The sequence below is a fragment of the Candidatus Hinthialibacter antarcticus genome, from assembly GCA_030765645.1.
Classification (GTDB): domain Bacteria; phylum Hinthialibacterota; class Hinthialibacteria; order Hinthialibacterales; family Hinthialibacteraceae; genus Hinthialibacter; species Hinthialibacter antarcticus.
On record JAVCCE010000039.1, the window covers coordinates 71,894 to 96,875 of the forward strand.

The window sequence follows — 24,982 nt, forward strand, 5'->3', positions numbered from 1 at the left end:
CCAAAAATTACTTTAACGAGTTGGCCATTGTGTTGACGTTGTGCCGAATCATGCCAACGTAAGTTCCTTCGTCCGTCCCGGCGGCTCCCATTGCGTCTGAGAACAACTCCCCGCCGATAACGACCTCGTGCCCTTTGCCTCTGCACCCCGCAACCAAGGCTTCGATGGATTTCGCCGGGACGCTTGATTCAACGAATACCGCCTTCACGTTGCGCTCGACAATTATATCAATAAGCCGTTGCAAATCTTGCAGTCCAAATTCGCTGACGGTGCTGATGCCTTGCAGCCCCATCACTTCGATATCATACGCGTCGCCAAAATATCCAAACGCATCGTGAGCGGTAATCAACACCCGCTGCTCTCTTGGAATGGTTGCGATCTGCGCTTTGACCCAAGCGTGAAGATCAGCCAATTTCTTTTGATAAACGTCGCCGTTGGCGCGATAGATCGCTTCGCCTTCGGGATCGACCTTCACAAGCGCGTCAACAATCGTCGGCACGGCGTCAGCCCACATATTCACGCTCATCCAAATGTGCGGATCGTGGTGGCCTTCAAATTCTTTCGGCGAACGCAGCAATCCGGGGTCCATCGAATCGCCGAACGCGATCACGGGTTTTGGGCCGTCCTGCATTTTCTCGAATATCTCCGTCATGCGGCCTTCGAGCATGAGTCCGTTGTAAAACACAACACTGGCGCGCGAGAGCAACCCCAAGTCAGCGGGCGAGGCTTTATAAAGGTGAGGGTCAACGCCTTCGCCCATCATGTTGACCACTTCAATGCGGTCGCCCGCCACATTACGAACAACATCGGCAACCTGAGCGATGGTGCAGACGGCTTTGATCCGGCCGTCATCCACTGGCCCGCCGCAGGAACAAACTGAAATAATGGTTACTAAAATCAATAAACGCTGAATCACGATTGACTGCTCCTTTGTTTCTTTTTCGACGCGACAAACACATTGGACGCCAACTCACGCCCGATAGCGCACTCATCGCCGTTAATTTTTAAATGGATGGACCCGCCGTAAGGCTCTTCTCGAAGCATTTTCACCTTCGCGCCCGGAACCAGCCCCACTTCGTCCATATACTGCAACATCTCCGCATCGGAATCCGTCACCCGCTCGACTTGGCTGACGTCGCCAGGCTGCATGGCCTTGATCGGCAAAGTAGGATGATCGGGCAAACTGCCATCTTTGCCCGGGATCGGGTCGCCGTGCGGGTCATGCGTCGGGTGGCCTAGATACTCGTCGATTTTTTCCTCGAACACCTCAGAGATGACGTGCTCCAGACGCTCGGCTTCTTCATGCACCTGGTCCCAGCGGTACCCCAAGGCTTTCAATAAATACAATTCAATCAAGCGGTGATGACGAAGAATTTCCAAGGCGATTTTGCGGCCTTCGCTCGTTAAACTCAGCCCATTGGGCCGTGAATAATTCACCAGTTTCAATGAACGAAGACGTTTCACCATCTTAGTTACGGCAGCAGGCGAAACCGAAAAATGTTCCGCGAGCATGGATGGCGTCACAGGCGACCCATCCAAACCTAACGCGTAAACCGTCTTTAAATAATCTTCACCGTTGGTTCCAAGCATAAGAGCCACCAAGTTAACTAAAGTATAATTTTATATTAACCTAGGTTAAATACGATGTCAAGTTTTATTTTGTGAATTGCACATGAATAACCCCGCCGCAAGCAGCGGGGTATCAAATAAAGTATTTTGAAGCCCTCTCAAAAACAATTGAGTCCGAAAAAGGATTTCGGCCGTTCAAAAATTGACAAACCAATTCTGGCATGGGTGCAACTCTGGGGGCGCCTGTGCAAAAGGGCATGAAAGCCCGCACCGAAGTAAGCAGAGATGTACCCATGCCTTTCGCAACGAAAGTGCAAACTGTTTTGAGTATGAAATGGGATTTCGGCAGTTCAAAGATCGACAAACCAATTCTGGCATGGGTGCAACTCTGGGAGCGCCTGTGCATAAGGGCCTGAAAGCCCGCACCGAAGCAAGCAGAGATGTACCCATGCCTTTCACAACGAAAGTGAAAATTATTTTGAGATGGCTTCAAGTATTTCTTGCGCCTCAACGGGCGGGGAATGAAACCCGAATTAGATTAAACTGCTTAATAGGGGATTGGAATAATTAAACAAGCAAGAACAAAGGAAGCAGCACAATAAAATTTCATTACATTAAATCCACAATAAAACAAAAATCTTTAACTTCTACATAAAACTTTCACTTGTTTTCTCCCTGAAAAATTCTGAATCTGTACGTTTTTGGGATTCCAAATCTCTAAAACCGGACGGAATATATTACCCTAGATGGAACCTTCGATAATAAAAACTCATTAATATACTCATTACATGGAACTTACGAAAGATCGTCTTAATTGGCACAAATAATGCTTATTACAGGGGCAAGATAAAATCAAACGAAAGGAGGTCAATATGGTACGCAATGATCGTCTCAAACCGAAACCCGTCCCAAATGGTTCGAGATCGAAGCAACATTTGGGACAAAGCGAGCAAAATCAACGTTTAGAACAATTTAAGCGTTATTTGGAAAATCGTGGATGCCCTGTTCGTCTCGCTCCAAAAGACGAAAACGAAGTTCGCTGGATTGGATAATGGAAGGACAAGCATGATGACAAATAAACTTGCCCAACACACTCCCCCCTTCGCTTCGCCGCAACCATTCGGCGTTAACGCTGTCACCGAAATACGTTCGATTACCCTCACGACTTAATCGATTAACTCCAAGCAGTAAAAAATCCGCTCTACATTGAGACTAAAACTCAGTAGAGCGGATTCATTATATATACCCATATTTTAATGATTAGCGATTGATGTTATCACGCATGCGTTGTTTGTAGCCTTCAACACCGGTTTGAATATAGGTCTCTTCGTCTTTTACGCGGCGCTCTCCTGAAATGGGATCAAGATGAAGAGACTGCAATCGCCCTTTCACTGCGGTCATGTCCATCAAGACGCGCATTAAGGCAAATGCGTCGTAGGTTTCCCGTTTGGGAAATTCGAGAATCACCGACGGGACGCCCTTATCGACAAAGTCTTCATAAGTGCCGCGCATAGAAGCAATCTGCGCTTGTTGCAGCGTCTTGCCGCGAAATACGCTGAGGCTGCCTTGCAGCGGCGCCGTTTCAGGAATCGCGAGGTCTTCGCCAAATAACTTGGGCATCAAAAATAAAACGACTTTATCGTGCGGCCCGTTGATAACGCCGTTGAGTAACGAGTGGTTCCCGGTTGGGCCGGTGGTCGCAATGACGTTCAAGCCTTCGCCGCGCTCCTGGACGGATTCTTCATACAATTGTACAAACCAGTCGCCTAATTTGGCGTTATCAAAATAGGGGTAAAACACCATGCTGGTCTTCTTACATCCCCATTCAGCGAGATGCAAAAATTCCGCCAGACGAAAGGCCGGGTTCTTTTCAATCGGCGCCGTTAAAAAAGTCTGGTGAGCGGCGCCGTAGCCTTTCATCGCTTGGTTGAGGCGCTCAAGCGGGTCGCCATTCGCGCTAACCGCGAGGAACAACAATCCAACCGGCGAAGCAAACGAGAAACGCCCGCCCACGCCGTCAGGCACAGGCAGCAGCGCCATAAACTTGCCCTTGCCGCTTGATTGCATTTGGAACAGCAAACTCTTGTCATTCAATCCGGTGGTTGCGACGGTTCGGCTCATCCAGTCATCGCCCAGCGCATCAGCGAGCATCATGCCCGCCAGCGCGGTTTCCGCCGTCGTGCCGCTCTTGCTAACGATGTTAACGACCGTCTTATCGAGCAACCCGCGCTCTTTCAATACGTCTAATAAGCCCTTCAAGCGAAGCGGATCAAAAGTATCACCCGTAAAGTACACTTCCGGGGCGCCCTGAATTTTTCCGGCATTTACCATGTCATTATGATACGGGTGGTTCAAAAAATCATGCAACGTACGCGAGCCTAAGTCAGAACCGCCGATGCCGACCGTGATAAAGACTTTGGCTTTGCTTCGCACCTGGTTCGCAATGTCAGCGATGGTCTCCATCGAAGCATAGTCTGCATGGCCGGACGGCGTCTTATGACACCAAGTCCAGGCGCGCAAACGCTGAATCAATGATTCATAGCCTTCTTCATCTTCTTGTTGGAAGCCCTGCTGAATTGCAGTTAGATTTTGATTGAGTCCTTCGCACCAGGCGGCGGGAACCGATTGGTTCAGCAAACCGGCGCCGGACGCATCGACGGGAAACATATCGCGGATTGGCATGATGTCTTCACCTTTTCGTGGAAAATGAACGAGCCATAGAATAGCAAGCGGCGTCTTCTCTGTTGAGAGACGCCGCTTGGGGATTTATTAGATAAAAACGCACTCTTACGCTGGCGGCGTAATAGACGTCGCTTGACGGGAAGCCAGTTCACGGTCGAGATGATACAACCCGACTTTGTCGCTTTCAACAAATTCTAACTGGTCAACAATGCCTTTTGAGGTGGCTTCTTCTTCAATCTGTTCATTCACAAACCACTGCAAGAAATTATTGGTGGGGTGGTCGCTTTCTTTCATCGCCAGATCGACCAACTTACCAATGCAACTGGTAATATATTTTTCATGTTCATAGGCAGACTTAAATGCGTCCAGCGGAGATTTCCATTTTGCCTGCGGCTCTTTAATGGCGCCTAAAACAACGCGACCGTCGCGATCATTTACGTATTTATAAAAACGCATGACGTGCGCCAGTTCTTCCTGGAATTGCGCTTCCATCCAGTTAGCAAACCCCGGTAAATTGACGGATTCAAAATAGGAAGCCATCGACAGATAAATGTAGGAAGAATACATTTCTTCGTTAATCTGATTATTGAGCGCGTCGAACATTTTCTTACTTGTCATCGGGTGCGTCTCCTTTGCTCTCGTTGTACATTAGAAAAATTCATTTCGATGTTTGCATTGTACCATGCCGGGCCGTAAGTCGGAACGCTCTTATTCATCAGAAAATGATTTCCCGACTGTTTTCTACAAAAAACTACATTTTTGTAACCACTGCGGTCCAACCCCGTTTTGGAGCGCTTGCCGGCGACGCAACGCTCCCGCCGGACGCATGGACGGCTTCAACATAATATTCAAATCCACCTTCCGGCAAATCCGTGAATGGAACATCAATATGAAATACCCGATTCGAAAGAGACCGGGCCTTGCGCTCTAACCATTCACTATCGCCAATGGCTCGCATTTTTAATTGGATAATCTCAGGTTGTTCCTCGCCAAGATGAATCACTCTCAGCTGAAGCGGCTCTCCCTGGCGGTATAGCGAACGAGGCGTCAAGACGATCAGGCGCTCCGGGCCAGGGTAATCTTTTCTCAGCAGGGCGGCGGCAGGTAATTCTTCACCGAGCATAGAGGATAGTTCTCTTGCCGGGGCGTCTAACAACGCTGGAAAATTTTGCTGTTCCCAATTGGCAATCATCCCCATCCCGCCCGTGGTGCAAACCGTGTTTACCAAAAATTGGTAGGCGGATTCTATCTGCCTGATAATTTCCATCCGAAGCGGCAATACATGCGCCTTGGCGTATTCAGCCTGTTTGGAAACGGATTCCCGGTTCGCTTCCTGCATCTTTAAATTGTACTGATGCCATAGGCATTGGATATGAGCAATGGTTTTTTGAAAATGAAATTGGTTTGACCAATACTCAAACCGCTCCAGCGATAGAGGCCCCTGAACATCGCCGCGCAAATTTTCAAATGCCTGAACATAGGCATATTCCGTTTGGCGAACATCCCAGGGCGTCGAATCCGGTTTCAGGCTGCCCGGCCCCCGCACCCAAGTTGTGGTAATGGGCAATTCACCATCGAGCGAAGAAAACAGATCCGCCGCTTTCTCTCCCGCTTGTGCGCCAAATTGAGAATACGCCCAATCCTGATAAAAATCACCGACGGGCTGGTCGCGGTAGACGGACAGTTCGAGCGGCAGGTCAGCAGTGAAATCCAAATAGTCTCCACCGCCGCAATTCACGCGGCGGCCCATGCCCCGCCCTTCAATTTCTAACGCGGCGATCCGCGGCGCACCTTTGACAGGACTGAAATGAATCGAGAGGGTTTCATTGGCGACTCGTGCGCTAAACGATTCAACATGCGCCGTATACCGTCCAGCCCGCTTAAATGGATCAAAACCTTTCAGCACTGTTGCGCCTTGCACCACGACATCGAACACGCGTTGATTGGCCCGGGTCGCTTCCGTCTCGCAAAAATGCAACGTAACAGTATAAACGCCATTCGGCGCACTCATCTGATATTGCAAAGGCCCTTCAATTTGTGAGGTATACAGATCAGGAGTGTTGGTCTTGTTAATAGGACGCTTGGGAATCTGAACATAGTTTGCGCCCTTCAGGCTCTCGTTGCGGTTTCGGGTAATTTGCTCCTGTTTCCAGTCCTGGTTCCAGGCCGCTTTCGCCAGCGCCTGTACATTGGGATCCAGAACCCGGGTGCGCCAATGAATGCCGAGAATTCCATCGCATCCATAGTCGCGCGCATCAACCGCATCCGCCCGCATACGCCCCGCCCATAATTGAGGCATTAACAGGTTCGGGTCATCCTCTAACCAGGGAATCGCCCAAAGCGAGCGGTCTTCTATTCGCTTGAAGGCCGGGTCAACTGGTTCTTTGCCCACCTGACGGTTAATGCAACTCATGGAAAACGATTTGGGCAGAAAGCGGTCAAACAATGCGCGATCTTGCACCGGACCCAACACCCACCCGCAAGTGGCGAATTGAAACGGCGCTTCTACTGCTTCGGCGGCCCGCATGGCGGCGGTCAGGTCGTCTTTTGTATGTTGAATCTGTTCTGGTGAATTTCCCTGCCAGGTCCAACGCTCCGGCGTCCAGAACCAGTAATAGTCAATTGGCGCGGTCAGCATTAAGCGTTTGAACATGCCTTCATATAATGCTTGCGCCGTCTGGATGCTATCGAAGTCGCGACCTTGCCGCCGGAGTCTTTCTTTTAAACGCACAGGTAGCGTCAATGGCGTTTCGGCGCCAATGCAGGTTTGGATTCCAAGGCTGCGCGCAAATGAAAACGCATCGCCCAGCAACGCCCCCGCATCGTTAAACAGCGCATTAGAGTCTTCAAGGCTGGCGGGCTGGGGCGAGCGTCCCTCCATCACATCTCCGCCGAAATCATCCCGTTCAAACATGGTGGATGCGCCAAATGAATAGGCGCTGGTTTTTTTGGGTTGATATCCCCAATTGCCGCGCGCGGTGTTGTACCACGATGATGGATAACTGAACGCAACGGTTCCGTCTTCATTCAAATCGTCCTTGAGGCCAATCCAGACGGACGGTTCTGCGTTGGGATATGCCTTGGGATCAATGGGAAATTCTTCAGGGTAGCAATGCAGCGCAAAAAAATTCATGCCTAACTTCGGCAATTGGGCGAGGATGGATTTATACTCCCCGGCGTTCCACCAATCAGGCCCCTCAGGAAAATCATGAAACGGCTGGACGCCGCGAATGCGGAATAACGGAGACGCCTGAACATGTATTTCAGGCAGTTCAGCCTTCATGGTTTCATCGGGAATGATGTCGCCGTGAAGACCAAAGCGGATACCCAAACTTTCAGCGAAACGATAGGCGCCATACAAAACGCCGCTATCCCCTCCGCCTACAATGCACACCGATTTTGTCCCATCCCGAAGAAACGTCTGGATGTGATAGCCGCTATCTTGCAGGTTCGCAATCTGCTGCTGGAAGTCTGCTTCCGGGTATTGGTTCCACTGGTTTGATTTTTTAGCCGCGACCGCGACGACTTGCGTTTCGCTGCCCGCATCGAGTCGAATATCAAACCGTATGCCTGTACGAACGTACAAATACCGCTGAATCTCTTTCGCCGCTAATTGCTCAATCGAAGACGCGTCAGGCGGCGTTACGATTACAATTTGTGAATAGCTCGACCCCAAAATGATCAATATAAAACAGAAAATCAAACCTAGATGCTTAGTCATCATGTTGTCCCCTATTGTTTTTAAGCTACATACCCGATTGCATCTCCCAAACCGATAACAAATTCACTTTTGCCGAACCGCCCTGAACGCTGATTGACATGCCTTGCGCATCGTATTTAGTCGGATAGACCCGCGTAGCAAGATAAGTATTCTGGTTTGCAAATAATTCGACGACGGAGCGGTCGAGAAAGAGGTTCAATAAAAGATGTTCATTATCGCCTAAATCAATCTTCGTCTCATGCAGATGTTTTCCAACCCCGTCTTGCAGACTCGATTGTGAGCGGTCAAAGCCCAGCGTCTTCGTTTTTACGTCATAAACAAGATGGGTTTGCTCTGCCCCGTCAGGTGTTTGATAAAAACTCAATGTGATTTTTTCCGCATCGCCCGGCTCAATATCCAACCAGATTTCCAGCGCATTGCCCGAAACATCAGCCAGCAGGTTTCCACTATTGGGCGTCAGCGTTTTCATCGCCCAGTTTTTCTGGTTACGGCGCAACGCTTTTACTTCACCAACAGGAGCGATGTTCAATTTGCCATTTGCGTTCAGCGTTAGTTCTTGAGGAAGCGACATCGCCCCCGCCCAACCAGCGGCGTCATGCAACTCGCCCCTGCGGTCTTCGCGAATCCAACCAAACAACAAACGGCGCCCTTGTTCATCCACAAACGTCTGCGGCGCATAACTGCTGCCATAATCAAACACTTGAAATGAATCGGGCGTAAACTTTCGCCCGTCAAAGTCGCCGACGAAATAACTCACTTTATGTCCAGGAATTGGCGAGACCATTAAAATGTGCTTATCGCCTAATGGGAAAAACGACGGGCATTCCCAGATTCGGCCTGATTCTTCGGGATCGCCGGTGAGGATGGGGTTGAGATATTCCCACTCGACCAGATCGCGCGAGCGGTACAACAGCGCTTTGCCTGCGCCGCCAATTTCGCCGGAACCGATGACGTTGTACCACCAATCGCCGTCTTTCCACACGCAGGGATCGCGAAAATCTTTGGTTTCAAAATCAGACGGAGGAAGCGGGATCAACGGGTTATCAGGGTGTTTCTTAAAGGTTTCTAGTCCATCATGGCTAACCGCAATCCCCTGCGACTGGGGCCGGTAGTTATTCACGCTGTCATGTTCGAGTACGCCCGTATAAACAAACGTCGGCAGGCCGTCGTCATTGACCACCGCACAACCCGAAAAGCAACCGCCTTCATCGAATGTACCCGGCGTCGGCGGCAGCGCAATGGGTCGATCCGCCCAGTGGACTAAGTCAAGGCTAGTTGCGTGTCCCCAGTGCATGTTGCCCCAGACGGCGTCCCACGGATTATGTTGATAAAAGAGGTGATAAACGCCTTTGTATTGGATCAGCCCGTTGGGGTCGTTCATCCAGTTTTGCGGTGGCGTAAAATGAAAACGAGGCCGATGCGCGTCATTCGAATCAAGACGTGCACGGGCCTCGGTTAATTCTTGTAAAGACGGTAGGTCAGGCTTTTCAGCCGCCTGAATCGTACAGGCAAATACGGCGACAATAATTCCTAAAACGAAACTCGATTTCTTGACCATAGCGCATAGCCTCCAGGCACAACATGAGATGCGCTATCAAGTTAATCCATCAACGCCCAATCATCAACAGAGACAGGCAATACGCCATCAAGAAAATCAAGACGGCGTTCGGTAAATTCCATGATGGTGTCATACGATTCTACGATCTGAGAGCGGCGAAGATTGTCTTTCGAACCGGTGTATTGCTCTTCAAGCGCAAGGTCCGTCAACAGCAGTTGCTCATATTGATCGCAGAGTTCCTGAACGCGCTCCGTTGAAAAGCGCCGTGTCATCTCGCGCCGCACGCGGCGTTTGTATTCTTCATGAAAAGGCTCATGGCGATGGAACGGCCCTGAAATATAGCCTTCCGGTCGTCCATTCCGGGGAGAGAATCCATTCAAGGGAAAATCAACCGGCATCTCGACGAACATCGGAACGCCAGGTTCGGTATAGCCAAACGTCTTATCGCAATCCCAGGGGATGCACTCCCATTTGTTAGCGGGCGCAGGCGCATGATACAAGAACATGTTGTTGAAGAAGCCGTCCCAATTGCTCATTAAGCAGCCTGCGACGGAATAATTCATCACGTTTTCAACATCAAGAAACTTACGTAAGCCTTCTTCTCTCTGCACAGCGCCGGAAACGCGAATGGCTTGATTGAGTTCGTTCAGGTCGGATTGGTCTTCATCAAGGTTGGTTTGTTTTTGAATTCCATTGGGGACATTGTAAGCGACCTTATAGATGTTGGCGTCGCGGTTGCGGTCATTGAGTTCAAGAAAATTTTCATTCGGCTGCTGAATGAGCAAGATTTGTTCATGGCGTTCAAATTGAATGGCCCGATACCACTCCGCCCCGGGAACCATCAAACCGAAACTCTCAAAAATTTTGTAACTGACTTGCTCCACGTGCGGGGTTTGCGGCCCCGAGGTCGTCCCGGCGGGAGGGCTTTCGGGCAGGATATTCAATGTCCGGTTGCCTTCAAATTCCTGCCCTTTTAGAAATTTGATCTTTTTGCCATTGCGCGAATCATAAACGCTTGCGCCGTCATACACCTGCGGCGGACCGTCTAAAGGCTTGAATACGCCGCCGCCAAATTGATCGCCTTGCGACTCCGGCAAATCCATCAGGATGCTGTAATAAACCCAAAACAGCGGGAGCAAGGTTTCGATTTCATTGTCATACACAAAATAGGATTCATACGGACGCGCAGCAGAGCGGTGCGGCCAATAGACCGTGCCGCCCGTGTTGGTCTTCATTTCAAATTTATACCGAACCAGTCGCTGCGAATCTTGAGGAGGAACCCTTACAGAATAGGTCGCAACATCGCCGTTGACCGATTGCCTCTCCATCGCGTAGGTGGAAGCAGCGCTGCCGCCGGAACGACGCGTATTAAAGGTTTGCAGATAGAGTTTCACGCTTGAAATGATTGATGCGCCGTCGAATTCCGAGGTAATCGTCACAAAATCATTCGAGGTTGGATGCTGCGGCGAATGGCTTGTTTGGTTGAGGTATAAATCCGGCGACTCGCCGAAGACCGAATTCTGCGCGCCCGGCGTTCCACTCGAGCTGAGAGACGTACGCCAATTTTTATAATCGTCTGACGGCAATTCGGGCGAAATTTTCTCTAGTGAGGAACCATAGCCGTCCGGGCCAATCGGCCACGGCGCGGCGTCGCTATATTTGAATTCATCGACGATTTCTCCGTTCGCATCTCTTAATAGAATGCGTTCGCCGCTATCAGCGAGTTTACCGATATACGGCCCCGCCAATGCGCTCACGTTGCGAAACGCTGAATGGTTGGGGTCTCGCGCTAGAACAAAATAGTTATTTGCAGGAATAATAGCCCGACGCGGAAATTCATACAAAATGCCTTCCGTAAAAACATAACCGTCTAACCGGATGCTTCTACTTGTTGGGTTATAGAGTTCGATAAACTCTTGCAGCCCGTCTTCTGGCGGGTTGTAGTGAATTTCGTTAATGTAAATCTGCGCCTGGGTAACGATGGCGGTAATCATGAAAAAAGAACAGCTCAATAAAAAATGGCAAAATCGCATTCTGAATTAATCCCTTACACTTAATTATGATCAATAAAATAGAACGATATCAACAACTACACAATATCACAAAGCCGACCAAGCCTCAGGTTGATTGTCAAGAATTCTTCAATTCATTGATATTCACCAGACTAGCCAGTCGTCCTTATGATGATTTATCATTATAGAAGAAACAACTGCTTGAGGGGAGATATCCATGAACGCCAGAGACGCCGCCACCATCGCCTGCCGGGTTTTGGCTGCTTATATCGTTGTTGAATCACTCAATGTACATACACGCGTTTTTTTTATATACAACGCAAATTCAAACCTACAACCTCAATATTACCAGCTATTGCTGATTCCCGTTTTTCTGTTGATCGCTATTTATCTGTGGCGGGAAGGCGGAAATCGAATTTCGAGATCACTTGCGAAGCCTGATGACGAGATCAACTCTGTATTGAACGCTCAGCAATGGGTTTGTTTATTTTTGAGTTTAATTGGTATCTATTTTCTAATCAGCTCAATCTCACGAATATCATACATCGTTTTTCTGATCGCATCTCAATTCGGGACTTCATCCCAATTTATGAGTTCAAACCAATGGCAGATAGGAGAACTTTTATCGTTTTCTGGTGGGCTATTTCAACCGTTTTATGGTCTGATTCTTCTCATTTGCGCTTGGCCCTTGTCCAAGGGATTAATTTACATGCAGTCATTCAAATTTCCCAACCAAAAGAGCTCTGCTGCACTCACAACCCAGTCGCTTGCATTGAGCCTATTGGGGATTTGGCTTCTGGGAAAATTGCTGCCTCAAATTTCCCAATATAGTTCTTTTATTTTCATGTCGCCTCAACCCAACCAATCTGCTTTTACAATATTGTCATTGGGCGCTTGGGTTCAACTGTGTTTCGCCATCGCATTGATCGTTGGTGCGCGGGGGATCGTTGGAATGCTCTATGCACTGCGCGTTTGGGGCAACCCGTTCGCGAAAGAGCGCGAGAATTAGCAACGAGCGTACTATCTGATACGACCGAAGCGTGGGGAGGGCGAGTCTCCCGACGAGCCGCGAAGAATCAAAGCGCTTTCTTTTAACCTCGGCTCATCAGGTCTTAAAGCAAGTTCTACGGTTGGAGGGTGGCAAGGGCAAGGCCGAATGAAATGAGGGCAGCCCTTGATTGCCAACGTATTGATTTATTGATAACGATTTAATGTTCCATAGATTGCTTCAAGGGCTGACGTCGCCAGCCAGCCTTCGTCTGGCTCCGCTCCGCCTTGCCCTTGCCACCCCGCCACCAGGTTTTATCTACGGTTGCACGGGCCTGTCGCGCTCGTGGTCGACGATACAGAAGAAACCAAACGGCTCATCCGCTGTGTTGCATAACTGATGCACCTGCATCGGCTCAATGTAGGCGACGTCCATATTGTTGAGAACCATTTCTTTGTCTTGTAATTTCAAGACGCCGCTGCCGCGCACGCAGATGACTGTATGTGTGTGATTGTGCTTCTCCATACTGCTGAATCCACCGGGCGCGATTTCAAAATAGCGCAGGTCGAACGCCGTCTTCTCGCCGCTCTTACCAATCAACTCACAGCGCGACACATTCTTGAAAGGCAATTCCGACGAGGAATCTTTATACGCTTCCGACTCCCTGCCCTGCCACTGAAATCCTTCTGCAAATTTTAACAACGTCTTGACATTCGCCTTCGACGCCGAGGGTAATTCACAAGCCGAAGCAAAACCTGCGTCGGGTTCTTCCAGGCGCTCATCGAAGTTCTTGCGCACTTCATCCATAAAGGCCTTGGTGCTCTGGGTCAAATCGTCGGAATGGCTAATCAAGGCGCCGCCGATGAGGAACAAGGTCTCTTCGCCGTATTCATGCCCCATCGTAGCGATGTTATCGAATTTCATGCCGCCAGCAGGCGATGGAAACGCGCTTTTGATAGGCCCCATCGGTTCGCGCAGACGGTCGCAGATATCGTGGCAATCCTGTTGAGAGAACGAAAAGCGCCCGCCGTAATTGGGAAAAATCGAAACGTCCGCGCCCAGTAAACGAAACAGCGTTCCAAGAAAGACGCCGTGCGCGATGCCGTGGCGGTCGTCGAAGAAATGCGTCCCCGTAAAACTGGGATGCGCCAGATAACAAAGCGGATAGTTCTCGACCAGATAGCGAAACGTATCAAGCCCAATCGTGAAGGGGCAAATCAAAATTGAAAAAATGCCTTCTTGACTGAGGAAGGTCATCATGCCGTCGAGTTCTTCGACGGGCGCCATTACGTTTGGGCAATACAGCGTCGGGCGACCGGTTTGTTTTTCCGCATCCAAGGTGGCCTGGTGGCAAAGGCTGACGCGGCGCTTAAAGTCTTCAAGCGAACTCTCATGCAAATTGTGGTCGTCTTTAATCATGTCGCCGCCGCCCAGCGCGAAGGCGCGGGTCATGTCTGCGAAAGTTTCCGGCGACGAGCCATAAGGCTTCAACGCTGTCGATAACAAGGGGCGTCCATACACGCCCAAGCGCTTGCGGATACCTTCGATGCCGTGGTTCGGGCCTTTGACCCGGTCTAAAAATGCTTGTGGAAATTCGATATGGTTAATGCGAATATTTTTTTTGAGTGAGATGTTTCCATAAATCAGGTTCAAAAACTGCGGCCACTGATAGCCCGTATGGTCAATGGGATATTCAATGATGGAATCAAACGCGCCATCACAACCTTCGGCAGGTTTAGTAGAACGAACCTTCCCAACCACCTGTTCACGCAATTCTTCTGGAACCAGCTGCTCTGGAACCTCGACCGTTTGTTCATAGGCAATGTCTTTACTGATTTGATCGACTTCAGCCGCATCACAAGTTAAACGGTAGTGTACTTTCAGGCCATCAGACATTCTTTTTATCCCCTTGTTGACAATTGACTGGAGAGCATAGCACCAGCAAATCCGGCTCAATAGTGATATTGCTCATTGAATTTCCAAGCATTCGTTTCTTGACTGGTTTTGTGCAATTTTACGTTACAGCGAAATCCTATATTTTGCGGATATCTCATTTTTTTTGTTACAATCCACAAAAGCATTACACAAAAGCGGGATGCCATGCTATAATCAACATATCTAGTCAAGTAAATTGTTTACTGTAATACCATAATACTACCGGGAAATTGCTATATCATTGGACAGACTGCGTTTTATTTAGATTGGAAGCCTAAGAAAACGCCCCAAAATGAGTAGCCTCCTGGAACATGAATTTAGGAAGCTATGCCTGAGATTCAAGCCCATGAATCGTTGTACGATCACGCCGTCTGCAAATTATTAGACCGCGTCAGCGTAACGCGCACGTCGTTTGAAGAAATGACGGGCACGACCCATCCATGGGAAATAATGAATGGTTCGCTAAATCATGTCCAGAACCAATTTCTCCAAATCGAAAATGATCTAAGCGCCAACCACAAAGACGGTTCGCTCACCTGCGTTAAAACGGCGGAGGGCGCGTTTTGGTTAAACAAGTCCGGCGTTGATACGCTGATGGATGAACTCAACCACACCATCGTCAATGTGACCCAAAAAGGCCCCTCGCCTTTATGGAGCTATACGTCAATTGAACTCTTCACACAAAACCTCGAAAACCTCAAACGCTTAATCATCGCCACCAGCCACGACCGGGTCGAGATCAAGCGCCTCCAGACTCTTTTAAATGGAAACGGCGACAATATTCTGGCGGAGTTAAATAAAGCCAATGCCGCGATGGACGAGTTGCTAACCAAAGTGAAAAACCATGCGCCGCATGTTTCAATCGCGAGCCTTCCTGACGTCGTTTTATTTGAGCGGGCGAAAATTACCTTTGACTTGCTTCAAAAACACGTCAAAACAGAGCAACAACTTGGCTATGACCGCGTGACGCTCAAGCGGGTGTATGATATGTTGGAAGCGCGCTGTGGTTCACGCGTCAAAAATTTCCGCCAACGCATTCAGTCCTTCATGCTGATGTTTCGTGAAGAATTGCGCCAAAGCGAAATACTTCAGCTAATGCTATCTGGGCGCTGGGGCATTTGTCTGGCGACGCTGGATTCTTCGCCGGATTCATTGAATGGACTCACTCGCGTGGTCCGCAAAGAGATCGACTGGTTTACAACCTTTGTATCATCGCGTGAACAAGAGCAAGGCCCAACACCGACCGGAGTCAATGCAGTCGCGATGGCTGAAAAAGCCACAGATTACTTCGAGAACGGTCAGCCGAGCGAAGAAGATTTGGCAGGCCAAGCGCTAACCGATGAAGAAATTCAGAACCTTCTCGCCAGCGATCAGCCAAAAGACAAAAAAGAGATTGAACTGGCCGAGTCAAAAAACACCGAAAAAAAACCAAAAAAAAACAGCCACCGCATGGCGTTTACCTCACGTGGCGGCCGCCGTTAGACACTTTCGGTTCCGTTACTTCATGCTTTCATCCACATAGATGTACATCGCCGCCAACCCGTTTAATGGATAGGATTTTCCGTCTAGAACATGGCGGCCGATTCCATCAACCGCACAGGCAACCACCCACCAGCCCGATTCTGGCAGCGTAATATGAAAGACGCCATTCGGGTCGGTCACCACCACGCGAGTAATGAATGGGTCAGGCGGCAATGCGTCTAGATCAGGCTCTTCGGTCAGATAATGCTCGACCTCAATTTCCGCATCAGCAATTGGCTTATCGCTCATCATTACCCGTCCGGTAAACACGCTTCCCGCCTCTAAACCATAAGGCCGTGTTAATGGAACAATTTCTAACGGTTGTCCGGTGCGTTGGCGCCAACCATCTTGCCGTTCGGTATGCAACGTAATTTTTACGAAGTCCTGGTAGGCGGCGTTATTGCGAGAGACATACGGCTCTGAATCAATGGCGATCAAATAATCGCCAGGTTCGGTGGGTTTGAATTGCCAGACGAGACGCTTAATCTTTTCACCGCGAATTTCTACTGATTCAATCTCCAATGTTTTTGTAATATCAACTTTCGCGTTAGTCGGCGTAATCGCCAAAATTCGCGAAACCGCTTCCGTATCAACCCACTCGCGCTCGTATGGATGCCCATACACATAAAAGAAGTTGACTGTTTGGTTGGCTCTCGCCCAGGGGGTATCGTGTAGCAAAATCGGGAAATGCGCCCAGCCCGAAACCGACACCGCGCCCATAAGAATGATGGAAATCAATATACGCTGCATGTTGCGTCTCCTTTTGTCGATGCTGTATATTCATACTTTTATCAAATTCGTATTACGATTCAAGGGCAAGAAGGCGCAGCAAGAAATATTTCTGTCCCGTTGAACTGAAACCGGGTTTGCGACTACACTTAGTTTCAGAAATCACCTGTAATATAATGCGTGATTAGCAGCAGTTACCTTTTGACAAAGGACGCAAATATGAATTCCATTTACCGCGCCATTTGGGTTTTGGGGGCGCTTTTAATCTTGACTTCGGCGCCGCTTGCGCAACAAACAATTACGGTCGAAATTCCCGGCCTGGCCGATGGCGCCATCCAACTGGAATTGGTGCGCATCCCCGCAGGGACGTTCATCATGGGAACGTCATTAGACGCCAAAGAACGCTGGCCGGAAGAATTTCCGCCCCACCAGGTCACAATTTCAAAAGATTTTTATCTCGGCAAATACGAAGTGACGCAGGCGCAATGGCGCGCCGTGCATGGCGGGACGCCCTCTCGCTATGACTACCCTCTTGATGAGAACCACCCCGTCGAATCAATTTCGATCCGTAACATTGAAGAATTCTTTGAAGACCTCGTTGACGACGGCATCGGACAATTTCGTCTGCCGACCGAAGCCGAGTGGGAATACGCCTGCCGCGCTGGAACGACCACACCGTATTTCTGGGGGGACACCAGCAAGCCCATCAGCTCGTACGCCTGGTATTATTCCAACGCGGGCGGACGCCATCATCCCGTCGGACAAAAATTGCCCAACCCTTGGGGACTGTATGATATGACGGGCAACGCATTCGAGTTTTGCGCGGACTACTGGCGCGAGGGCTTTGAACGCGAGCCTCAAGTCGACCCGTTCGTTGAGCGCGATACCCGCTACCGCGTCATCAAAGGCGGCGGTTACAAAAACAACGCCCACCGTACGCGCCCTGCATGGCGCTATTTAACAGAAGAGACCCGGCGTAATTTTAATTTTGGATTTCGCGTTGCGATGGATATTGAAAATGTTCCTGTGACGCAAACGCGCGTATCAGACTGGTCGATTCACTAAGAAGCCGGGCGTTTCAAGCCCGTGTTTTTCCATCAAGGTTCGGTCCATTAAAATCTCTTCCGTCGGGCCGGAGGCTTGTACGGTTCCTTCGTCAAGCAGAACCACGCGCTCACACGTTTCACAAATCAAGTCGAGATTGTGGCTGGAGATGATCCGGGTCACGGGCAGCGCGTTGAGAATTTTAACCAACTCGCGGCGCCCGCGCGGATCGAGATCGCTTGATGGCTCGTCAAGCAATAAGACCTCAGGCTGCATGGCGAGGATGCCCGCTATCGCGACGCGCCGTTTTTCTCCACCCGATAAATGAAATGGAAGCCTCGGCTTAAACGACTCATCCAACCCGACCTGTTTCATGGCGCCATCAACGCGCGCTTGGGTCTCCTCGATGGATAAGCCCAAATTCAGTGGCCCGAACGCAATGTCATCTTCAACGCTAGCGTGAAACACCTGGTCGTCGGTCTGTTGAAATACGATGCCTAATTTCCTATGCACCTGCTTGCGCCCCTCCGGCGTATTCAAATTGCACCTCGCCACGGAAACGCTTCCATCAAAACGGTCGATCACACCTGCAAGAACATGAAAGAGAGTCGTCTTCCCGGCTCCATTGGGGCCGATCAATCCGACCCGCTGTCCATGTTTAATGTGCAGATTTACGCCTTGCAGCGCCCGGCGTCCGTCGGGATAGCAATATTGCAAATCTGAAATCTCAATCAAACAACTCAATTCAACACTCCAAGCATAAAATCACCATATAGGATCACCGCAACTGACGCGAGACAGACGACCAGTTTGATTCCATCCATCGGCTGTGCGGCAAATGAATGCAAGCGCTGCAAGCGCCCATCATACCCGCGACATTTCATGGCGCGATGGACGCGCTCAGTGCGTTCGAGACTTCGCACCAGCGTCATGCCGATAACGTTCGCCCAGGTTTGATACACGCGTATGGAAGCGCGGTTCTGAAACGCGCGCACTGACAGCGCACAACGAATGCGTAAAAACTCCATCCACAATGTGTGGATATACCGAAACGTCAACATGGTAATCTGTACCAACGACTTTGGACAATACAGCGCTTCAATGGCGTGCAGCAAGTGGTTCATCGGGGTGGTGTAGATCAATGCAATTGAAAACGAAACGATGGCCGTCGCCCGCAGGTACAACAGCCCGGCAAGTTCCAACCCTTCGCGCGTCATGGCGTATCCTGACAACAACGGTTCTCCCGGCGTCGTAAACGGTAATACAACAAAACAGGGGAGCAAAAAAATATGGACTGCGCCCAAGCGGGTGAGCAATATCCGCAACGGCAACCCCGCCGCCGCGAGCGTCAATAAGGAAATGACAAACGCGATACAGGCGCCGGTAAGCGTATGAACGGATGCGCTTACGCCCGCAATCAAGACAAACGCGACAAATTTCCAGCGCGCGTCCCAACGATGCAGCGTAGAATCGAGTTGAGCGCAATGTTCGATATCAAGATTCAAAATGGTCTAACCGTTTTTCAATCGCGCGAAGGCGTTGATCCGCCCGATAAGCAAACCAGGCGGCCATCAGGCTCGTGATAAAAATAAACCCAATGATTATTTTCACAGGCTGTCCCAATTGATTTTGAGCCGTGCTGCCCGCATAAGTTGAATTGGCTGCGGAGTGAACATGCGCCGCGTCTCCATTTTCAAGACTGGCTTCCTGTGATGAAGCGCGCAATGCGGTCAGATCATCTTGCGTTACTTGCAGCTCATTTTGATGACCGCGCCCGGCAAACACTCGGATATTAAACGGACTTTGCTGGGGCAGCGCCGCGCGGTATATCCCTTGTTCATCCATCTTGTCCTGATGAATGACCTCACCGTCTTCTGACAACAAGGTCACTTCGGCGCCTGCGGTGGGTTCGTCTCTTCCCATCCAGGCTTCAATCACCAGTTCGTTTCCATCCAGCGAATAAGCGATATCCAACCGATGGCAATAGGCGGGAGAGACCATACAAGTGATAAAGATAGCTGCGATAAGAACCTGCTTCAATTGACTTCACCTGATTTAAAATTTATTTCCATTTCATTGTATTACGAATTTGGAAATGGTGTGAAGAGTCGTGGAACCGGCTACGCATCCGGTCATATCGCATGCCGCAAAAAAAACCATTAGAAACAGGCGATTATTCTCATTCACCCGAATGGAAATCCCCAAAAAAAAATGTTGACATTGGATTAAAAAGGGGGTAGCTTCTTATACAGATGAGACAGAGCGGTTGGTTCCGCGTGAACTCAGCCAAGGTCTCAACCGGGAGGGCGACTGGTATCGCCCCAAGAGGCAAGGCCGATTGTGAAACGGTGGGCCTCAGCACATACCCCATCACGAATTGATGGGACATAAGAAAGGTTAGGCGTTAATGATTGGAGAAACGCCGCCGGACGTGTAACGAAGGGGCCATCCGTCCAAATCAGGTGGCTCCTTCCTCTGTGAGAACTGAATGTGCGCCCTCTAACAAATTCAAAACCACCCAATCTTTCCGTTCCCAAATTCAATATTTCATTTAGTATTGTAACTGGAAACAAACAATTCAAGATCGGCGCCCCATTCCACCAACGCAATTTCGTCCCTATAATATCAGCCATCAGATCAGCAGGTGCAAATGCCGCGAATGAATTAACCAATCATTCAAATCGCCCCGCTGTGAGCCCAACAACACGAACCTTCATACGGCGGCAAACACTGCTTTACCCTATGTGAGGATTTTTTTGTTTATGAAACTGCCAACGATTATTCAAGGGGGCATGGGCGTCGGCGTCTCCAACTGGAACCTTGCTAAGACTGTTTCGAAGATGGGACAGCTTGGCGTTGTGTCAGGAACGGCGCTTGATTCGGTCTTTGCCCGCCGCTTGCAACATGGCGACCCGGGTGGACATATCAAACGGGCGCTCGATCATTTTCCCGTTTCAGAAATTGCCCAGCGGGTCTACGACAAATATTTTATCCCTTGCGGCAAAGCGATCGATCAGGCGTTCAAACGCATTCCCATGCAATCGTTAACGCCCAACCGGCTTCTGCAAGAAATCACCATCTGCGCCAATTTTGTCGAAGTCTTCCTCGCCAAAGAAGGCCACGACGGAAAAGTCGGCATTAACTACCTAGAAAAAATCCAGATGCCCAACCTCGCCTCCATTTATGGAGCAATGCTTGCGGGCGTTGATTATATATTGATGGGAGCGGGCATCCCGCGTGAGATTCCCGGCGTCTTGGATAAATACGTCAACCATGAAGCGGCGGAACTCAAAGTGAAGATCGACAATTCAGACGAATCGGTCTGTATGCGTTTTGATCCACAAGCCATTGTCGGAAAACTATCCGAGTCTCTCCATCGGCCTAATTTTCTCGCCATCATCTCATCTGCGACGCTCGCGATCACATTAGCCAAAAAATCCACCGGCAAAGTCAACGGCTTTGTGGTTGAAGGCTACGATGCGGGCGGACACAATGCGCCCCCGCGCGGGCAGTTGAAGATTGATGATAACGGCGAACCGATTTATGGCGAGAAAGATGAAATTGATCTGCAAAAAATTGGCAACCTTGGTTTGCCTTTCTGGCTGGCAGGGTCGTATGGCTCGCCAGAGCGTATTCAAGAAGCCTTAGATGACGGCGCTGCCGGAGTCCAACTCGGAACGCCGTTCGCCTTCTGCCGCGAGTCTGGTATCGAAGAACATGTAAGACAACAAGTGGTTGAAAAAATTCTCAATGATGAAGTGGACGTTTTAACCGACGCCAAAGCCTCACCGACAGGGTTCCCGTTTAAAGTCGTACAAACCGAAGGCACCCTCTCAAATAACGAATTGTATCAACAACGCCCACGCATCTGCGACCTCGGCTATTTGCGGACGCCCTTTAAAAGCGAAGCGGGCGAAATCGGCTATCGCTGCCCCTCCGAACCCGTTGAAGATTATGTTCGCAAAGAAGGCGACCCCGAAGCGACCAAGGGGCGTAAGTGCCTCTGTAACGGGCTGTTCGCCAACATCGGGCAAAGCCAAGTGCAGCGCACAGGCTATGTAGAAAAGCCCTTGCTCACATCAGGCAAAGATTTATCTGTCATCAAACAGTTCATCAAAGACGGCGAAACTTCCTATTCAGCCGTTGATGTGATTCGCGCTCTATGCCCGCAACCTCAACTAGAGCCCGCTATCGCATAAGTTTCCACACCAAACTGACTATTTTTGAAATGAATTGACCAAGGCGAAACCTTTTATAGGCTTCGCCTTGATCCTTGTATGGGATTTTTTATACAATCCTCCTAGAGAATTGTTTTTGTTATTATTCGGGAGGAAAAAAGAATGGCCGATAACGGCGCATTAGAATCTATGTCAACACGGCTCGATCAGCTGTATGAATTCGACCGTGAACCTGTTACAGAAGACCAACTGCACGGCGGCGGACGTTTTGCTGCGGTGTTCTCAGGGGAACACGTCGCCGGAACGGAATTCGTTATCGGCGCATTTTTTGTTCTACACGGCGTCAACGCATTTGATCTGCTAGTTGGCTTACTCATCGGCAACCTGCTTGCGGTTTTATCCTGGACGCTGGTTTGCGCTCCAATCGCAACTCAAGTTCGCCTCACGCTGTATTGGTACTTACGCAAAATTGCTGGCCCTGGCGTGATGGTGATATACAACCTCGCCAATGCGATCCTCTTTTGCATCCTGGCGGGCGCCATGATTTCCGTCGCGGCGACTGCAGTCGGCATTCCATTTAACATTGAGATGCCAAGCCTGACGGATGTCTATCCGAACAGCGTCGGCTGGGTGCTGGTTGTGCTCGGCGTTGGCTCAGTGGTTGGACTTGTCGCGGTGATGGGTTTCAAACGCGTAAGCCAGTTTTCCAGCATCTGCGTCCCTTGGATGTTCATGGTCTTCATTGCTGGCGCCATCGCGGTGCTTCCCCAACTGGGCGAGGTCAACAGCATCGGCGACTTCTGGCATATCGCCAAAACTAAAATCTGGACGGGAACGCCCGTTGAAGGCCAGGAACAACTGGGGATGATGCACATCATCTTCTTCGCCTGGTTTTGCAATCTAGCCATGCACATCGGCCTCTCAGACATGGCCATGTTCCGGTATGCGAAAAACTGGAAGTATGGTTTTTACTCTGGCCTGGGAATGTATCTCGGCCATTACCTGGCCTGGATCTGCTCCGGCATTATGGTCGCCGCTTATGGCCATGAGATTGCCCCGGGCTTAATGGCGTATTCAGCCTGCGGTATGGCTGGCGCCATCGCGGTTGTTATCGCAGGTTGGACTACGGCAAACCCGACGATCTACCGCTCCGGTCTCGCGCTGCAAATCGTCACGCCAAACTGGCCGCGCTGGGTGACAACCGTCATCGCATTTGTAATTGCGACCGTGTTGGCTTGCTTCCCCGCGTTCGTTATGAACCTTCTCGACTTTGTCGCCATTTACGGAATCATCCTGATGCCCATCGGCGCCGTCGTCTTTGCCGAACACTGGCTCTTCCCCATGCTTGGCCTGAAACAATACTGGGCGGAAGAACGCGGCGTTCTAATCAACTGGCCTGCGTTGCTGACCTGGATCGCCGTCCTGTTGACATGCTGGTACCCGATGGGTTGGATCGGTTTGCACCTGTTCTTCCGTTGGCTGCCGGGTTACATAATGGCGTTGGTTCTTTATATCGTATTATGCATGATCTGGGGCGTAGGCCGCAGCGCGCAACCCGCGCAAGGAGGAACAGCATGAGGACCCTTTGTGGAATTCTGGCGTGTATCGCCATTTTAATTTGTATTATCAGTCCGATCCGCGTCTTTCTGGGATCGCCGACCGGAGATTATGAGCAAGACTTTGCGACATTCAAAACCATCTTCAATTGGGCGACCTTATTGTGGTTTCTCAGCGCTCCCTATTGGATGGCGCCGGACCTGTTTTCTTCAAAATTAAACAATGAGGATAAATAATCAACATGACTGCTTTCCCCGAACGATTACAGCAACTGATTGAAGCGTCTGGACTCGGCCTCGACATCATTAGCGATAAATTGCAATCGCAAGCGATTGAAACGCCCTCATGGGGCTACGCTGATTCAGGCACCCGCTTCGGCGTCTTCAAACAGCCCGCCGCAGCGAAAACGCTAGAGCATAAATTGCAAGACGCAGCCGCCGTCCATCAATACACTGGCATCGCTCCGTCCGTCGCATTGCATATCCCTTGGGACATCGTGGACAATTGGAATGATCTGAGCAAGCAAGCAGCCGCGTTGGGCATCCGCATCGGCGCAATCAATTCCAACACGTTTCAAGACCAGGAATACAAACTGGGCAGCATCACCCATGAGGACGCAAGCGTCCGGCGCAAAGCGGTCGACCACATGTTGGACTGCGTTAGCATTATGCGCGACACCGGGTCGGATATCCTGAGCCTATGGTTTGCCGATGGGACGAACTACCCCGGTCAGGGCAGTTTCCGCCGCCGCAAGCAATGGATGATCGAAAGTTTGCAGGAAGTTTACAACGCAATGGACTCAAACATGCGCTGCTTGGTTGAATATAAATTGTTCGAGCCGGGCTTCTATCATACCGATCTATCAGACTGGGGCGTATCGCACCTCGTCTGTCAGCATCTCGGCGAACGCGCGCAAGTCCTGGTTGATTTGGGGCACCATGCGCACGGCGTCAACATCGAACACATCGTCGCGCTGCTCATTAGCGAAGGCAAACTGGGCGGCTTCCATTTCAATAATCGTAAATGCGCTGATGATGACCTGACCGTCGGTTCGATTAACCCTTACGAACTGTTCCTTATATACAATGAATTGGTCGATGCGGAGCTCGACCCAACAATCAATACAAACGTCGCCTACATGATTGACCAAAGCCATAACTTAAAACCCAAAGTTGAGGCGATGATTCAATCGGTCGTGAATTGCCAGAAGGCCTATGCGAAAGCGCTTTTGGTTGACCGCGCCGCATTACGCCGCGCACAACAAGAAGGCGACATTGTTACGGCGGAACAACTGTTAACTGATGCGTACGAAGCCGACGTCGAACCGCTTCTGCAAAATGTTCGATGTAAAATGAATGTTGATCCGAACCCCATTCCAGCATTTCGTCAGAGTGGGTATCAGAAAAAAGCCGAACAAGAACGGGCTAAGCTGACAGCAGCGGCAACGCTGGGGTAAGTATCAGTACGATAAAGCGAGAACGCCGTCTT

Annotated in this window: 18 protein-coding genes; 6 read left to right on the top strand and 12 right to left on the bottom strand. The window is 50.1% G+C overall.

Annotated features, from left to right (window positions below; translation table 11 throughout):
• Positions 1-7: 7 nt before the first annotated feature.
• The 8 genes from P9L94_09645 to P9L94_09680 all read right to left on the bottom strand — a co-directional run bounded on the left by P9L94_09645 (position 8) and on the right by P9L94_09680 (position 14,426).
• Entirely contained in the window at positions 8-916 is a 909-nt protein-coding gene (locus P9L94_09645; protein MDP8244331.1) for a zinc ABC transporter substrate-binding protein, read from the bottom strand.
• Positions 913-1,590, bottom strand: a complete 678-nt coding sequence (locus P9L94_09650) for a metal-dependent transcriptional regulator (GenBank protein ID MDP8244332.1) — start codon at positions 1,588-1,590, stop codon at positions 913-915. The genes P9L94_09645 and P9L94_09650 overlap by 4 nt, the downstream gene beginning before the upstream one ends.
• Before the next feature lie 1,239 nt (positions 1,591-2,829).
• A complete protein-coding gene (locus tag P9L94_09655) occupies positions 2,830-4,251 on the bottom strand; it encodes a hypothetical protein (protein ID MDP8244333.1) in 1,422 nt (473 codons plus the stop codon).
• 105 nt (positions 4,252-4,356) lie between these two features.
• Entirely contained in the window at positions 4,357-4,869 is a 513-nt protein-coding gene (locus tag P9L94_09660) for a ferritin (GenBank protein ID MDP8244334.1), read from the bottom strand.
• Between the two features lie 133 nt (positions 4,870-5,002).
• Complete coding sequence (locus P9L94_09665; protein ID MDP8244335.1) at positions 5,003-7,975, bottom strand: malectin domain-containing carbohydrate-binding protein; 2,973 nt, start codon at positions 7,973-7,975, stop codon at positions 5,003-5,005.
• Positions 7,976-7,997: 22 nt separating this feature from the next.
• A complete protein-coding gene (locus P9L94_09670) occupies positions 7,998-9,530 on the bottom strand; it encodes a glycoside hydrolase family 32 protein (protein ID MDP8244336.1) in 1,533 nt (510 codons plus the stop codon).
• Between the two features lie 41 nt (positions 9,531-9,571).
• Entirely contained in the window at positions 9,572-11,524 is a 1,953-nt protein-coding gene (locus P9L94_09675) for a CotH kinase family protein (GenBank protein ID MDP8244337.1), read from the bottom strand.
• A 1,324-nt stretch (positions 11,525-12,848) separates the two neighbouring features.
• Complete coding sequence (locus P9L94_09680; GenBank protein MDP8244338.1) at positions 12,849-14,426, bottom strand: RuBisCO large subunit C-terminal-like domain-containing protein; 1,578 nt, start codon at positions 14,424-14,426, stop codon at positions 12,849-12,851.
• A 366-nt stretch (positions 14,427-14,792) separates the two neighbouring features.
• On the opposite strand from P9L94_09680, the gene P9L94_09685 reads away from it, so the two are divergent.
• Positions 14,793-15,947: a hypothetical protein gene (locus P9L94_09685; GenBank protein MDP8244339.1), complete on the top strand. Its 1,155-nt coding sequence runs from the start codon at positions 14,793-14,795 to the stop codon at positions 15,945-15,947.
• Positions 15,948-15,962: 15 nt separating this feature from the next.
• Here the strand turns inward: P9L94_09685 and P9L94_09690 are convergent, their stop codons facing one another.
• Positions 15,963-16,736, bottom strand: coding sequence for a DUF4198 domain-containing protein (locus P9L94_09690; GenBank protein ID MDP8244340.1), 774 nt, complete (start codon positions 16,734-16,736; stop codon positions 15,963-15,965).
• A gap of 198 nt (positions 16,737-16,934) precedes the next feature.
• Here P9L94_09690 and P9L94_09695 point away from each other — a divergent pair, with 198 nt between their 5' ends.
• Positions 16,935-17,780 carry a formylglycine-generating enzyme family protein gene (locus tag P9L94_09695; GenBank protein MDP8244341.1) on the top strand — a complete coding sequence of 282 codons (846 nt, stop codon included), beginning with the start codon at positions 16,935-16,937 and terminating at the stop codon, positions 17,778-17,780.
• Here the strand turns inward: P9L94_09695 and P9L94_09700 are convergent.
• Genes P9L94_09700 through P9L94_09710 form a run of 3 tightly spaced genes read right to left on the bottom strand, consistent with a single transcriptional unit; the run spans position 17,760 to position 19,799 of the window.
• The gene (locus P9L94_09700) at positions 17,760-18,503 is read right to left on the bottom strand and encodes an ATP-binding cassette domain-containing protein (protein ID MDP8244342.1); all 744 of its coding nucleotides are present in this window, start codon (positions 18,501-18,503) and stop codon (positions 17,760-17,762) included. The genes P9L94_09695 and P9L94_09700 overlap by 21 nt on opposite strands.
• Positions 18,500-19,264, bottom strand: coding sequence for a cobalt ECF transporter T component CbiQ (gene cbiQ, locus P9L94_09705; GenBank protein MDP8244343.1), 765 nt, complete (start codon positions 19,262-19,264; stop codon positions 18,500-18,502). Before cbiQ ends, P9L94_09700 begins: the two co-directional genes overlap by 4 nt.
• Positions 19,254-19,799 (bottom strand): hypothetical protein, encoded by a 546-nt coding sequence (locus P9L94_09710; GenBank protein MDP8244344.1) that lies wholly within the window; start codon positions 19,797-19,799, stop codon positions 19,254-19,256. Before P9L94_09710 ends, cbiQ begins: the two co-directional genes overlap by 11 nt.
• 722 nt (positions 19,800-20,521) lie before the next feature.
• Here P9L94_09710 and P9L94_09715 point away from each other — a divergent pair.
• The 4 genes from P9L94_09715 (at position 20,522) to rhaI (ending at position 24,950) form a co-directional block, all read left to right on the top strand.
• Positions 20,522-21,958 (top strand): nitronate monooxygenase, encoded by a 1,437-nt coding sequence (locus P9L94_09715; protein MDP8244345.1) that lies wholly within the window; start codon positions 20,522-20,524, stop codon positions 21,956-21,958.
• A gap of 141 nt (positions 21,959-22,099) precedes the next feature.
• Positions 22,100-23,515: a hypothetical protein gene (locus P9L94_09720; protein MDP8244346.1), complete on the top strand. Its 1,416-nt coding sequence runs from the start codon at positions 22,100-22,102 to the stop codon at positions 23,513-23,515.
• Positions 23,512-23,730 (top strand): hypothetical protein, encoded by a 219-nt coding sequence (locus P9L94_09725; protein ID MDP8244347.1) that lies wholly within the window; start codon positions 23,512-23,514, stop codon positions 23,728-23,730. Before P9L94_09720 ends, P9L94_09725 begins: the two co-directional genes overlap by 4 nt.
• 5 nt (positions 23,731-23,735) lie before the next feature.
• Positions 23,736-24,950, top strand: a complete 1,215-nt coding sequence (gene rhaI, locus P9L94_09730; GenBank protein ID MDP8244348.1) for an L-rhamnose isomerase — start codon at positions 23,736-23,738, stop codon at positions 24,948-24,950.
• Positions 24,951-24,982 lie beyond the last annotated feature (32 nt).